This window comes from Bradyrhizobium sp. S3.12.5 (genome assembly GCF_040548225.1).
Lineage (GTDB): Bacteria > Pseudomonadota > Alphaproteobacteria > Rhizobiales > Xanthobacteraceae > Bradyrhizobium > Bradyrhizobium cytisi.
Window position 1 is genome coordinate 84,728 of record NZ_JBEPRF010000027.1, and the last position, 13,231, is coordinate 97,958.

Consider the following 13,231-nt stretch of genomic DNA (forward strand, 5'->3'; position numbering starts at 1 on the left):
AACGCCTCTTCGGCGGTGCGCTGCAGAGCCGGGGCCCATCTCTCCGCGGACCGTGCCGCCTTCTGGGTCCCGGCTCTGCGCAGCAACGCAAGAGCGTTGCAGCGCGTCCGGGACACAAACAATGGTGACCAAGGCCGCGACATCCCCACGATTGTGGCGAGATCGCATCGGCTCAACAAAAAATCCTCTGTCGACGGTTGCGCACCGCACCTTGATGAATCAGCCTCGGTTGGTCCATAAGCGGCGTCCCGCAGCCGGTGGTTCGCCCCCGCGTCGCGTGCTTGGATATAGAGGGATTCTCGCGTGGCAAATATCAACCAGAAAATTGCGCAGGAGCTTGGGGTACGGGCGGAGCAGGTCGAGGCGACGGTGACGCTGCTCGATGGCGGCGCCACGGTTCCCTTCATCGCGCGCTACCGCAAGGAAGCGACCGGTGCGCTCGACGACGCGCAATTGCGCACCCTGGAGGAGCGCCTGGGCTACCTGCGCGAGCTCGAAGACCGCCGCAAGGCGATCCTCGAATCAGTCCGCGAGCAGGGCAAGCTCGATGCCGCGCTAGAAGCCTCCATTCTCGCCGCCGACAGCAAGGCGCGCCTCGAAGACATCTATCTGCCGTTCAAGCCGAAGCGCCGCACCAAGGCCGAGATCGCCAGGGAGGCCGGCCTCGAGCCGCTTGCCAACCAGCTGATGTCTGAGCCCGGCAACGATCCCAAGGTCGCCGCCGAAGGCTTCATCAACGCCGAGAAGGGCGTCGCGGATGCCGTGGCCGCGCTCGACGGCGCCCGCGCCATCCTGGTCGAACGTTTTGACGAAGACGCCGACCTGATCGGCGTGTTGCGTGAGGAGATGTGGACCAACGCGCGCATGGCCTCCAAGGTGCGCGACGGCAAGAAGACCGAGGGCGAAAAATTCGCCGACTATTTTGATTTCTCCGAGCCGCTGACCAAGCTGCCCTCGCACCGTATCCTCGCGATGTTCCGCGGCGAGAAGGAAGAGATCCTCGATCTCCAGATCCAGGCCGAAGCGGAAGTGCCGCCAGCCGGCGTGCCAGGTGCCTATGAACTGAAGATCATGAAGCGGTTCGGCATCGCCGACCTCAAGCGCACCGGCGACCGCTGGCTGATCGACACCGTGCGCTGGGCCTGGCGCACCAAGATCCAGGTGCATCTCAATATCGACCTGCGCATGCGGTTATGGAATGCGGCCGAGACCGAAGCCGTGCGCGTGTTCGCCTCGAACCTGCGCGACCTCCTGCTGGCCGCGCCCGCCGGCACCCGCGCCACCATGGGGCTCGATCCCGGCTACCGCACCGGCGTCAAGGTCGCCGTGACCGATGCGACCGGCAAGGTGGTCGATACCGCCGTGATTTATCCGCATGAACCGCAGCGGCAGTGGAACGAATCGCTCGCGACCCTCGGCAAGCTTGCGATCAAGCACCGCGTCGAACTGATCGCGATCGGCAACGGCACCGCCTCGCGCGAGACCGACAAGCTCGCGGGCGATCTCGTCAAGGGCCTCGCCGAGCTGAAGATGTCCAAGATCGTGGTGTCGGAAGCCGGCGCGTCGGTCTATTCGGCCTCGGCTTTCGCTTCGGAAGAGTTGCCGGATCTCGACGTCACCCTGCGCGGTGCGGTCTCGATCGCGCGCCGTCTGCAGGATCCGCTCGCCGAGCTCGTCAAGATCGAGCCCAAGGCGATCGGCGTCGGCCAGTATCAGCACGATCTCGGCCAGGCCAAGCTTGCAAAATCGCTCGATGCGGTGGTCGAAGACTGCGTGAACGCGGTCGGCGTCGACGTCAACACCGCTTCGGCACCGTTGCTCGCCCGCGTGTCGGGCGTGGGCTCCGGCCTAGCGCAGAGCATCGTCGCGCACCGTGACGCCAACGGCCCGTTCAAGTCGCGCAAGGCGTTGAAGGAAGTGCCGCGGCTCGGTCCCAAGGCGTTCGAGCAGTGCGCCGGCTTCCTGCGCATCCTCGGCGGCGAGGATCCGCTCGATGCCTCCGGCGTGCATCCGGAAGCCTATCCGGTGGTGCGCCGGATTCTCGCAGCGACCAAGAGCGACATCAAGGCGCTGATCGGCAGCAGCGAGGTGGTTCGTACGCTCAAGCCGAAGGATTTCGTCGATGAGACCTTTGGTCTACCGACCGTCACCGACATTTTGCGCGAGCTGGAAAAGCCCGGCCGCGACCCTCGTCCGGCGTTCAAGGCCGCGGTGTTCAAGGAGGGCGTCGAGGAGATCAAGCATCTCCAGAAGGGCATGATCCTCGAGGGCACCGTGACCAACGTCGCCGCCTTCGGCGCCTTCGTCGATATCGGCGTGCACCAGGATGGCCTCGTGCACATCTCGGCGATGTCGAAAACCTTCATCAAGGATCCGCGCGAGGTGGTGAAGCCCGGCGACATCGTCAAGGTGAAGGTGCTGGACTTCGAGGTCGCCCGCAAGCGTATTTCGCTGACCCTGCGCCTCGACGACGAGGTCGGCGCCAAGAAGGACGCCCCCGGCATGCAGCGCGACAACACGCGCAACAGCGCTCGCATGACCTCGTCGGCGCCGCGCAACCAGGACTCTTCCGGTGGCGGCGGCGCCCTCGCCGAGGCGATGCGTCGTGCGGCGGAGAAGAACGGCGGCAAGCGGGCGTGAGTCCTTATCTCTGCCCGTAAGGACGGGGAGAGGGAGTGAGAGAGCTTCGCTTCCCTAACTTCCGCGTCAGAATCTGGCGCATTTGTAAGTTGAAGGTGAGGGCGCATTTTCCTCATCTGATCCTCTGGAGCGGCGAGACTGTCGCCGCGACAAGGAGGATAGTCAGATGAACAACAGGCTTCTCACTGGCATCGTCGCGGCGGCTATGGCTGCGACGATGGCGGTCGCTTCGCCCGTTCTCGCTCGCGGTGGCGGAGGCGGGGGCGGCGGCCATGGGGGTGGTGGCTTCGGCGGCGGCGGACGTGCTGGCGGCGGCTTCGGCGGCGGGATGCACGGCGGTGGCTTCGGTGGCGGCATGCACGCAGGCGGCTTCGGCGGCATGCATGTCGGCGGCATGGGCGGCGGTGCGCACTTCGCCCATGTCGGTGGACCGGGCTTTGGCGGACCGGCCTTCGGCGGCGCGCGCTTCGCGCATGCGGCGATCGGGCCGCGTTTCGCCGGCACAGGCCTGCATGGTCGGCCTTTCATCGGCCGTCACGCCTTCTTCTTCCGCCATCACCATTTCCGCCGTTTCGCCGTCTTCGGCGCGCCCTACTACGCCAACTATTACGACGATGGCTGCTGGCGCAGGAGCTTGACGCCGTATGGGTGGCAATGGGTCAATGTGTGCGGGGATAGTTGGTACTAGCATCGCCGTACCGCACCATTGTCGCGATCGCCACCGGGCGGTTCCGCTCAGCCCCGGAACGGGATAGTCTGGTGGCGATCGTCGCGCGGAGTTTGTCATGACCGGAGGCCACCGCCGCATCCTGGTCGTCGAGGACGATCCGGAAACCGCAGGCCAGCTCGTCGAGGAGCTGACAACCTCCGGCTACGATGTCGATCTCGCCGCGACGGGCCGTGAAGCCCTCAGCCACGGTGTCGCGCGCGACTATGCCGTGATCACGATCGACCGCATGCTGCCCGACATCGACGGCATTGCCGTGATGCGGCAAATGCGTGACGATGGCGTTGCCGCGCCGTTCCTGATCATCTCCGCGCTCGGCGAGGTCGACGACCGCGTGCGCGGCCTGCGCGCCGGCGGCGACGATTATCTCGTCAAGCCGTTCTCCTTCGTCGAGCTGCTCGCGCGGCTCGAGGCGCTTGGTCGCCGCAGCGAGACCATCGCCAAGGAAACCATCTTGCGCGTCGGCGATCTCGCGGTCGATCTGATCGCGCGCAACGCCAGCCGCCGCGGCCGCAAGATTCCGCTGCTGCCGCGTGAGTTCCAGCTGCTCGAATATCTCGTTCGTAACGAGGGCCGCGTCGTCTCCCGCGCGATGCTGCTCCAGCATGTCTGGGATCTGCATTTCGATCCCTCCACCAACATCATCGACGTCTATGTCGGACGCGTCCGCCGCAAGGTCGACGATGCCCAGGCCTATCCATTGATCCACACCATTCGCGGCATCGGATATTGCCTCCGTGCTCCTGGCTAACACGCTTCGTTCCTCGACCTTCCGCCTCGCGCTGATCGCGATCGCGATCTTCGGCCTGATCGTGGCGGCGATCATGGCGTATGTCTATTTCGGCACGCTCGCCTATGTGCGGAGCCGGGTCGGCGATGTCGGCGACGACAGCGGCTTCATCGCGATGCTCGAGCTCGCGATGATCGCGGTCGCCGTGCTGCTCGTGGTGCTGGCAGGCCTCGCCGCCGTGCTGGTGACGCGGCGCACGGTCGGGCGGATCGAGGAGATCAATGCCACCAGCCGCGCCATCATGCTGTCCGGCCTCGATCGCCGCATTCCCCTGCGCGGCAGCCACGACGAGTGGGACCGTGTCGCCGAAAACCTCAACCAGATGCTCGATCGTATCGAGACGCTGATGGGGGAGGTCAAGCAGGTCAGCGACAACGTCGCCCACGATCTGCGCACGCCGCTGACGCGCATGCGGGGCCGGCTGGAAAAGGCCTATCACCACGAGCGCAGCAGTGAGGCCGATGCCGCGCTGATCGGCGACACCATCGCCGACCTCGATTCCGTGCTTGGCATGTTCGCCTCGATCACGCGGATCTCGGAGATCGAGACCCGCGCCCGCAGGCGCGCATTTCGCGCGCTCGACCTCGCCGAGATTGCCGGCGAGGTCGTCGAGCTCTATGACGCCGCCGCCGAGCAGGTCGCGACGCGCCTTAGTCTCGGCGGTGACCGCGAGGTCGCCGTAACAGGCGATCGCGACCTGTTGTTCGATGCCATCGCCAATCTCGTCGACAACGCGATCAAGCATGGCCGCCCGGGCGGAAAGGTCACGGTGACCTGCCGCAATGCCGGCAACAGTGCGACGATCGCCATCGCCGATGATGGTCCGGGCATTGCCGCCGACCAGCACGATCACGTATTCAAGCGCTTCTACCGGCTCGAGCAGAGCCGCTATACGCCGGGCAACGGCCTGGGCCTGAGCCTGGTCGCGGCGGTGTCGCGGCTCCACGGCGCCGAGATCGCGCTGCATGACAACGCGCCGGGCCTGACCGTCCAGCTCAGCTTCCCGATCGCGCTATAGCTCGATCACGCCGCGGCGCGCCGCATGCGCGACAGCATCGGTGCGGCCGGTGGCATCCAGCTTGTCGAGCAGCGAGCCGACGTGGAATTTCACGGTATGCACGGAGATGTTGAGCTGCCGCGCGATCATCTTGTTGGAGGCACCTTCCGCCATCAATGCCAGCACGTCGAGCTCGCGCTGCGTCAGCGCAATATCTTCCGGCATGACGCGCGGATCGCGCGCGACGACGCTCGCCGTGGCGGTCTCGCCGGGGGCGGCAAGGCGAAGCCCCACGACACTGCCGAGCAGCGTCGCGAGGCGGTCGGCCAGCGCAGGATCGTCGATCTCGAGGGACAGCACGATCTCGGGTGCGTTGTCCTCGCTCACGCCTCCGGCCTCTCGCCAATCGTGACCTTGAAGCTCACAGGCTCGCCGCCGCGGCGGACTGCGACATCGACCACCTGGCCGACGCTCGCGGGTCCCAATGTTCGCAACAGCGCGCGCACGCCGGAGAGCTTCTGGTCGTTGACCGCCACGATCACGTCGCCCTGGCGGATGCCGGCCGCGGCCGCCGGACCGGCCTTGTCGACATTCATTACCATCGCGCCGATGCCGTCGTCGAGCCGCAGCGGCTGCAGCCCGAGCCCGAGATATCCGCGCGCGATGCGGCCGCGCGCCTCGAGCTGCGCCGCGACGCGCTCGATCGTGGCCGTCGGGATCACCAGCACCCGCCGTGGTCCGAGCACAGTCATGCCGAAGGCCTCGCCGGATGCGTCAAGGGCAAGGCCGCCTTCCTGGCTGGGACGCAGGCGGACATCGAGCTCGATCCGCGCATCGATCTCGCCGCCGCGCAAGGATCGCCAGCTCTTGCCTGAAACCGACACCATTCCGAGCGCTGCGCTCGGCGCATCCCGATTGGCGGCGACCACGACCGACAGCCCGCCGAGGGCAGGGACCGTCGTGGCCAGCTTGACCGGGGCGATGCCGGTATCAGCGCGCAGCAGCGCGATATCGGTGGTGTGGTCGCGGCCGACGATCGTGGCGGCCGTCGTGCTGCCATCGGGAAGAACGATCTGGACGTCGCCCTCATCGGCCAGTGCCTCGTCGGCGGTCACGATCAGGCCGGGCTTCCAGACGAAGCCGGTTGAGCGGGAGCGATGCGAATGCACGGAGATGACGGACGGCGCGATGTGCGCCACGACATCCGCGAGCGCGGATGACAGGGAGGTGAGGGGGGTGAAGTCGGTCATGGAAGGCTCCTGTAAGCTGTCCACAATCTGGGATGTCGCGGCCCCTGGCGAAACTGGCCGGGTGGCCAGTCCTCCGGTGGACGAAGGGCCGACGAACATGTGATTGGGAGCCGCTCACGGGAACGTGTAGCACTCAGAGAGTTGCGCCGTACGGCCTTAAACGTTTCCAGCGAGCCCTGACCGATGACCATCGACCTCACCCGCCGCACCCTGCTTCAACTCGCCGGAGCAGCCTCGCTCGTTATGGCTGCAGCGGCAGCCGCGCGCGCCGAAGGCAATCCGCAAGGCGTCGGGCCGACCTATGCCAGCCGCACGCCGATGCGGGTCGGCATGGTGACGCTGCGGGTGAAGAATCTCGACAAGGTTGCCGACTACTACCGCGACGTCATCGGCCTCACCGTGATGGCGCGTTCGGCCAACGTCGCAACACTCGGCACGGCCGGCATCACGCTGCTGGTGCTGGAAGCCCATCCCGACGCCGCGATCGAGCCGCGCAACGCCGCCGGCCTCTATCACACTGCGTTCCTGATGCCGACGCGCAAGGACCTAGCGCGCTGGCTGGTGCACGCCGCCTCGCACCGCGTGAAGCTGTCGGGCTTTGCCGATCACCTCGTCAGTGAGTCCGTCTATCTCGACGACCCCGAAGGCAATGGCATCGAGGTCTATGCCGATCGCGATCCCTCGCAATGGCAGTGGAGCGAAGGCAGCGTCAAGATGGCGGCCGACGAGCTCAACATCCCCGACCTGCTGTCGCTGACGAATACACGCGTTGCCGATTATGCCAAGGCGCCGGACGGCCTCCGCGTCGGCCACATGCATCTGCGCGTCGGCGATCTCGCACAGGCCGAGCGCTTCTATCATGGCACGATTGGCCTCGATCCGACCCGCCGCCGTGGCGGTGCCGCGTTCCTCTCATCGGGCCGCTATCACCATCATCTCGGCATGAATGTCTGGCAGAGCCAAGGCGCCGGCCAACGCGACGACGCCACGACGGGGCTCGTCTGGTTTTCGCTGGTGACGGAGAAGCAGGAGCTGCTTGCCGCGCAGGAAGAGCGCCTGCGCGAGGCTGGCGCGCGGGTCACGGCGCTGGCGGATGGCGTCGAGGCGATCGACCCCTGGGGTACGCGGGTGCGGCTGCTCAAGGTTTGATCGCCGGCGCGGGCATTGCTAATACCCGTCTGGCGCTACCCAGCTTTCCGGGGGTCACCCTGACATGACCGACTTTCACGGCGTCTTTCCCTATCTCGTCTCGCCCGTCGATGCCAACGGCGAGGTGCGCACCAACGTGCTCGCAAAGCTCTGCGACGATTTGATCGGCGCCGGCGTGCACGGGCTGACGCCGCTCGGCTCGACCGGTGAGTTCGCCTATCTCAACGCCGCGCAGCGCATGGCGGTGGTGCAGACCACGATCGAGGCTGCGAAGGGTCGCGTGCCTGTGGTTGCTGGCGTCGCGTCGACCTCGACGGCCGATGCGGTGGCGCAGGCGCAGGCCTATGAGAGGCTCGGTGCCAGCGGCATTCTGGCGATCCTCGAGGCCTACTTCCCGCTCGCCGATGCCCAGGTCGAGTCCTATTTCCGCAGCATCGCGGACGCCGTGAATATTCCGGTCGTCATCTACACCAATCCGCAATTCCAGCGCTCGGACCTGACCCTCGACATCATCGCGCGCCTCGCCGAGCATCCGCGCATCGGCTACATCAAGGATGCTTCGACCAACACCGGGCGGCTGCTCTCGATCATGAACCGCTGCGGCGATCGCTTGCGCGTGTTCTCGGCCTCCGCCCACATCCCGGCTGCGGTGATGCTGATCGGCGGCCTCGGCTGGATGGCGGGACCAGCCTGCATCATCCCGCGCCACAGCGTCGCGCTCTACGACCTCTGCCAGGCCGGCCGCTGGGACGAGGCCATGGCGCTCCAGCGCAGGCTGTGGCGCATCAACGAGGCCTTCGCCCGCTTCAACCTCGCCGCCTGCATCAAGACCGGGCTCGCGATCCAGGGCTATGACGTGGGCGATCCCGTCCCGCCGCAGGCCCCGCTGACAGCCGACGCACGCAAAGTGGTGGAAGCGGCTCTCAGAGAGCTGGCGTAGGCCCCTCCGGGCATGACGAATCCATGGTCCCGCCGCCCAAAAGCGCGGCTGGTCTCGCATGGCTCGTTCCGCTAAAAGGCAGCCCGAATTTCAAGAGACCCCGAGGATCCAGCGGAATGAACATTCTTCCCGGCAATTTGCGTTTCGGAGCGGGCCAGCCCGTCAAGCGTTTGGAAGACCAGCGGCTGCTCACCGGGAAGGGGCAATTCATCGACGACAAGCCGGAGGACGGCGCGCTGTGGTTGCACCTGCTGCGCTCACCGCATGCGCACGCCAAGATCGTCTCGATCGACACCAGCGCTGCGGCATCGATGCCTGGCATCACCGCGATCTACACCGGCGCTGATCTGGTCAAGGACGACGTCGGCACCATCCCGACCCTGAGCATCTTCAAGCGCCCCGACGGCAAGCCGATGACGGTGCCGCCGCGGCGGCTGCTCGCCCATGAGATCGTGCGCTACACCGGCGAGGCGGTGGCGGCCGTGGTGGCTTCGTCGCGTGCAGAGGCACAGAGCGCGGCCGAAGCGATCGTGATCGAATACGACGTGCAGCCCGCCGTAGTCGATCCCGTCGAGGCCGTGAAACCCGGCGCGCCCGTGGTGTGGCCGGACGCCCCTGATAACATCGTCGGTGCGATGAGCTATGGCGATGCCGCCAAGGTGGATGAGGCCTTCGCCAAGGCCGCGCACACAGTCGAGCTCGATCTCGTCAGCCAGCGCCTCGCGCCGTCGGCGATGGAGCCGCGCTCGACCATTGCCGAGATCGACAGGAAGACCGGCCGCCTCCTCCTGCACGTGCAGTCGCAGACCCCGGCCTCGACCCGCGATGTGCTGGCCGAAGCCGTGCTGAAGCGCCCCAAGGACAGCGTGCGCGTGCTGGTCGGCGACATCGGCGGCGGCTTTGGCCAGAAGACCAACCTCTATCCGGAAGACGGTATCGTCGCCTATGTCGCGACCAAGCTGAACCGGAAGATCCGCTGGCGCGGTGACCGCACCGACGAATTCGTCGGCGGCACCCACGGCCGCGATCTCACCTCGACGGCGTCCTTCGCGCTCGACGAGAAGGGCAAGGTGCTGGCCTATCGCGTCACCTCGATCGGCTGCACCGGCGCGTATTCCTCGGGCGCGGCCAACATCATCCCGCTTGTGCTCGGGCCATTCGTGCAGACCGGCGTCTACGACCTGCCGCTAGTGCATTTCGAGGTCAAATCGGTGATGACCCACACCGCGCCGGTCGGTGCCTATCGTGGTGCTGGTCGTCCGGAAGCCGTCTTCATCGTCGAGCGCCTGTTCGACGCTGCCGCGCGAAAAATCGGCATGGATCCGCGCGCGATCCGCAAAGCGAACTACATCAAGCCGGCGCAGCTGCCCTACACCAACGCCGCCGGTCAGGTGTACGATTCCGGCGCCTTCGCCCACATGCTCGATCGCGCGGTAAAACTCGCCGACTGGGACGGCTTTGCCGCGCGCAAGAAGGCCGCGAAGAAGAAGGGCTTGCTCTACGGCCGCGGTCTCACCTCCTACATCGAATGGACCGGCGGCCGCGCTCATACCGAGAAAGTCAGCCTGCATGCGACGTCGCAAGGCCGGGTCGTGCTGCATTCCGGCACCATGGCGATGGGGCAGGGGCTGCAGACCACCTACACCCAGATGATCTCCGACACGCTCGGCATCCCCATGGACAAGATCGACGTCATCCAGGGAGACACGGATCTCGCGATGGGCTTTGGCAGCGTCGGCTCGCGCTCGCTGTTCGTCGGCGGCACGGCCGTCGCGGTCTCCTCCAACGATCTGATCCAGAAGGCGCGCGAGAAGGCGGCGAACATGCTGGAGACCTCGGTCGAGGATATCGAGTACCAGGGCGGCATGCTCACCGTGGTCGGCACAGACCGTCGCATCAGCCTGTTTGACATCGCCGAGAAGGAGAGTAGCGCAAAGCTCAGCGTCGATTCCGAGGGCGAGGTCGACGGTCCCAGCTGGCCCAACGGTACCCACATCTGTGAGGTCGAGATCGATCCGGACACCGGCGTGTCCAAGGTCGTGCGCTACACCACCGTCGACGACGTCGGTGTGGCCGTGAACCCGATGCTGGTGACGGGGCAGATCCATGGCGGCGTCGCGCAGGGCATCGGCCAGGCGCTGTATGAGGGCGTGTCCTATGATGCCGACGGCCAGCTCCTGACCGCGAGCTATCAGGACTATTGCATCCCGCGCGCCGATGACGTCCCGCCGATCGTGGTGACGCTCGACGATTCCGCGCCCTGCCGCACCAATCCGCTCGGCGCCAAGGGCTGCGGCGAATCCGGCGCCATCGGCGGCCCGCCTTGCGTCACCAACGGCGTGATGGATGCATTGGCCGAGCTCGGCATCACCCAGCTCAACACCCCGCTGACGCCGCAGAAGATCTGGAAGGCGATCAAGGACGCGAAGGTGGGCGGCTAACTCTCCTCGTCGTCCCGGATCTGCGCTTGCGCTTGTCCGGGACGACAGTTGAGTGTGTAGCGCCAAAATCTGGTAATTTGCACCCGATTCCACCGGGAGAAATTTTGATGCGCAAGATCCTGACCGTGCTGGCAGCGCTGGCCTCGCTCAGCCTCACCAATTGCGGCTACAACGCGATCCAGAGCGAGGACGAGCAGATCAAGGCCAACTGGTCCGAGGTGGTGAACCAGTATCAGCGCCGCGCCGATCTCGTGCCCAATCTCGTCAACTCGGTGAAGGGCTTTGCGCAGCAGGAGAAGGACGTGCTGCTCGGGGTCACCAATGCCCGCGCCAAGGTCGGCAGCATCCAGGCGACGCCGGAGGTGCTCAACGATCCCTCCGCTTTCCAGAAGTTCCAGGCCGCCCAAGGCGAGCTCTCCAGCGCGTTGTCGCGGCTTCTTGTAGTCACGGAAAATTATCCGCAGCTCAAATCGGACGCCCTGTTCAAGGACCTGATGTCCCAGCTCGAAGGCACCGAGAACCGCATCACGGTCGCGCGCAACCGCTACATCAAGGCGGTGCAGGAGTATAACGTCACCGTCCGATCGTTCCCGAACAACCTGACCGCGATGATGTTCGGCTACAAGGAGAAGCCGAATTTCTCGGTCGAGAACGAGAAGGAAATCTCGACCGCGCCGAAAGTCGATTTCAATCCGGCGCCCGCGCCGTCGAAGTAAGCGCGTCCGCTCCCGATGCGCGCTCCACCCACCACTGTCATTCCCCGCGAAGGCGGGGGATCCAGTACGCCGCGGCCTCTCCGTATCCCGCTGGCGTCCCTGGAATACTGGATCGCCCGGTCGAGCCGGGCGATGACAGCTACGTTGTGGCGAGCGATGGTCGTGTTCGCGCTCGTCCTTGGCTGGGCGTTCTCCGCCTCAGCCGACGTCGCCGTGCCGCAGCTCACCGGCCGCGTGGTCGACCGGACCGGCACGCTGTCGAGCAGTGACATTGCCGTTCTGTCGCAGAAGCTCAGCGACTTCGAAACGCGGAAGGGCAGCCAGCTCGCAGTGCTGATCGTGCCGACCACGGACCCGGAGACGATCGAGCAATTCTCCATCCGCGTTGCGGAGGCCTGGAAGGTCGGCCGCAAGAAGGTCGACGACGGCGCGATCCTCGTGGTCGCTAAGAACGACCGGCATCTGCGCATCGAGGTTGGCTACGGCCTCGAAGGCGCGCTCACCGACGTGACGTCGCGGCGGATCATTGACGAGGTCATCACGCCAAAATTCAGGGACGGTGATTTCGCCGGCGGCATCTCGGCCGGCGTCGAGCGGATGATGCGCGTCGTCGACGGCGAGCCACTGCCGGTTCCCTCACGCAGCGTGAATTTTGCCAATCTGGACGAGATCGGGCCGCTCGCACCGGTCGTCCTGTTTGCCTCGCTCGTCGTCGGCGGTTTCCTGCGCGCGCTGCTGGGGCGATTGCTGGGTTCGGTCGCAACCGGCAGCGTGATCGCCATCCTGGCGTTGCTCATCATCGGATCCGCAGGGGTAGCCTTGCTCGCCGGGATCACCGGGTTCGTGCTGTCCTTCATCGCCGATCTGTTTCCGGCATCGACGGGGTCGTCGCGCGGCGGCTCGTGGTCGAGCGGTTCCTCGTCGGGAAGCAGCTGGAGCAGCGGGTCATCGTCCAGTGACAATGGCAGCTTCAGCGGCGGCGGCGGCAGCTTTGGTGGCGGCGGCGCCTCGGGGAGCTGGTAGCCATGAGCATTGGGCGCATCGTCAGGCATCTCGTGCAGCATCATTGGCGTGCGAGGCAGGTGTTTCCGCAAGGCGTGCTCGACCGCATCGAGCAGGCCATCAAGCGAAGCGAGGCGACGCATTCCGGCCAGGTCCGCTTCGTCGTCGAAGGCGCGCTCGACGGCCGTCCGCTGTTTCGCAATCAGCATGCCCGCGAGCGAGCGCTCGACGTGTTCTCGCATTTGCGGATCTGGGACACCGCACATAATAACGGCGTGCTGATCTACCTGCTGCTCGCCGACCGCGATGTCGAGATCATCGCCGATCGCGGCATCGACGCGAAGGTCGGCAGCGAGGGCTGGGAGACGATCTGCCGCGCGATGGAGGCCGAGTTCGGCGCGGGCCAGTTCGAGCGCGGCGTGATTGACGGCATTGCTGCGGTGTCGAAGGAGCTGGCCAAGTACTATCCGCCGGCTGGCCCGCATCCGAACGAGCTGCCGGATAAGCCGGTGGTGATGTGAGCCGGGCTGATAACCCACACTGCGTCATTGCGAGCGCAGCGAAGCAATCCAGACTGTC

12 protein-coding genes are annotated in these 13,231 nt (G+C 66.0%); 10 read left to right on the top strand and 2 right to left on the bottom strand.

What is annotated here, in order from left to right; translation table 11 throughout:
- The first annotated feature begins 303 nt into the window (after positions 1 to 303).
- From ABIC09_RS31370 to ABIC09_RS31385, 4 genes are all read left to right on the top strand, one after another.
- Positions 304 to 2,640 (top strand): Tex family protein, encoded by a 2,337-nt coding sequence (locus tag ABIC09_RS31370; RefSeq protein ID WP_354111677.1) that lies wholly within the window; start codon positions 304 to 306, stop codon positions 2,638 to 2,640.
- 166 nt (positions 2,641 to 2,806) lie between these two features.
- On the top strand, positions 2,807 to 3,328 hold the full coding sequence (locus ABIC09_RS31375; protein WP_354035595.1) for a hypothetical protein: 522 nt from the start codon (positions 2,807 to 2,809) through the stop codon (positions 3,326 to 3,328).
- Between the two features lie 97 nt (positions 3,329 to 3,425).
- Positions 3,426 to 4,118 (top strand): response regulator transcription factor, encoded by a 693-nt coding sequence (locus ABIC09_RS31380; RefSeq protein ID WP_148755763.1) that lies wholly within the window; start codon positions 3,426 to 3,428, stop codon positions 4,116 to 4,118.
- Complete coding sequence (locus ABIC09_RS31385) at positions 4,105 to 5,175, top strand: sensor histidine kinase (RefSeq protein ID WP_354111678.1); 1,071 nt, start codon at positions 4,105 to 4,107, stop codon at positions 5,173 to 5,175. Before ABIC09_RS31380 ends, ABIC09_RS31385 begins: the two co-directional genes overlap by 14 nt.
- On the opposite strand, the gene ABIC09_RS31390 is transcribed toward ABIC09_RS31385, so the two are convergent.
- Both ABIC09_RS31390 and ABIC09_RS31395 read right to left on the bottom strand, forming a co-directional pair.
- Positions 5,170 to 5,541 carry a response regulator transcription factor gene (locus ABIC09_RS31390; protein ID WP_354111679.1) on the bottom strand — a complete coding sequence of 124 codons (372 nt, stop codon included), beginning with the start codon at positions 5,539 to 5,541 and terminating at the stop codon, positions 5,170 to 5,172. The genes ABIC09_RS31385 and ABIC09_RS31390 overlap by 6 nt on opposite strands.
- On the bottom strand, positions 5,538 to 6,404 hold the full coding sequence (locus ABIC09_RS31395) for a S1C family serine protease (RefSeq protein ID WP_354082321.1): 867 nt from the start codon (positions 6,402 to 6,404) through the stop codon (positions 5,538 to 5,540). The genes ABIC09_RS31390 and ABIC09_RS31395 overlap by 4 nt, the downstream gene beginning before the upstream one ends.
- A gap of 183 nt (positions 6,405 to 6,587) precedes the next feature.
- Here ABIC09_RS31395 and ABIC09_RS31400 point away from each other — a divergent pair, with 183 nt between their 5' ends.
- The 6 genes from ABIC09_RS31400 (at position 6,588) to ABIC09_RS31425 (ending at position 13,173) form a co-directional block, all read left to right on the top strand.
- On the top strand, positions 6,588 to 7,553 hold the full coding sequence (locus ABIC09_RS31400) for a VOC family protein (protein ID WP_354082320.1): 966 nt from the start codon (positions 6,588 to 6,590) through the stop codon (positions 7,551 to 7,553).
- Positions 7,554 to 7,617: 64 nt separating this feature from the next.
- A complete protein-coding gene (locus ABIC09_RS31405; protein ID WP_354111680.1) occupies positions 7,618 to 8,493 on the top strand; it encodes a dihydrodipicolinate synthase family protein in 876 nt (291 codons plus the stop codon).
- 116 nt (positions 8,494 to 8,609) lie between these two features.
- On the top strand, positions 8,610 to 10,934 hold the full coding sequence (locus ABIC09_RS31410; protein ID WP_354111681.1) for a xanthine dehydrogenase family protein molybdopterin-binding subunit: 2,325 nt from the start codon (positions 8,610 to 8,612) through the stop codon (positions 10,932 to 10,934).
- A gap of 107 nt (positions 10,935 to 11,041) precedes the next feature.
- The gene (locus ABIC09_RS31415) at positions 11,042 to 11,650 is read left to right on the top strand and encodes a LemA family protein (RefSeq protein ID WP_354111682.1); all 609 of its coding nucleotides are present in this window, start codon (positions 11,042 to 11,044) and stop codon (positions 11,648 to 11,650) included.
- A gap of 132 nt (positions 11,651 to 11,782) precedes the next feature.
- A complete protein-coding gene (locus ABIC09_RS31420; RefSeq protein ID WP_354111683.1) occupies positions 11,783 to 12,673 on the top strand; it encodes a TPM domain-containing protein in 891 nt (296 codons plus the stop codon).
- 2 nt (positions 12,674 to 12,675) lie between these two features.
- The gene (locus ABIC09_RS31425) at positions 12,676 to 13,173 is read left to right on the top strand and encodes a TPM domain-containing protein (protein WP_354111684.1); all 498 of its coding nucleotides are present in this window, start codon (positions 12,676 to 12,678) and stop codon (positions 13,171 to 13,173) included.
- Positions 13,174 to 13,231 lie beyond the last annotated feature (58 nt).

Bases quoted from the DNA above. Each gene is read 5' to 3' on its own strand.
- ABIC09_RS31415 (WP_354111682.1), top strand. From the start codon at position 11,042: ATGCGCAAGATCCTGACCGTGCTGGCAGCGCTGGCCTCGCTCAGCCTC.
- ABIC09_RS31380 (WP_148755763.1), top strand. From the start codon at position 3,426: ATGACCGGAGGCCACCGCCGCATCCTGGTCGTCGAGGACGATCCGGAA.
- ABIC09_RS31400 (WP_354082320.1), top strand. From the start codon at position 6,588: ATGACCATCGACCTCACCCGCCGCACCCTGCTTCAACTCGCCGGAGCA.
- ABIC09_RS31420 (WP_354111683.1), top strand. From the start codon at position 11,783: ATGACAGCTACGTTGTGGCGAGCGATGGTCGTGTTCGCGCTCGTCCTT.
- ABIC09_RS31375 (WP_354035595.1), top strand. From the start codon at position 2,807: ATGAACAACAGGCTTCTCACTGGCATCGTCGCGGCGGCTATGGCTGCG.
- ABIC09_RS31410 (WP_354111681.1), top strand. From the start codon at position 8,610: ATGAACATTCTTCCCGGCAATTTGCGTTTCGGAGCGGGCCAGCCCGTC.
- ABIC09_RS31395 (WP_354082321.1), bottom strand. From the start codon at position 6,404: ATGACCGACTTCACCCCCCTCACCTCCCTGTCATCCGCGCTCGCGGAT.
- ABIC09_RS31405 (WP_354111680.1), top strand. From the start codon at position 7,618: ATGACCGACTTTCACGGCGTCTTTCCCTATCTCGTCTCGCCCGTCGAT.
- ABIC09_RS31425 (WP_354111684.1), top strand. From the start codon at position 12,676: ATGAGCATTGGGCGCATCGTCAGGCATCTCGTGCAGCATCATTGGCGT.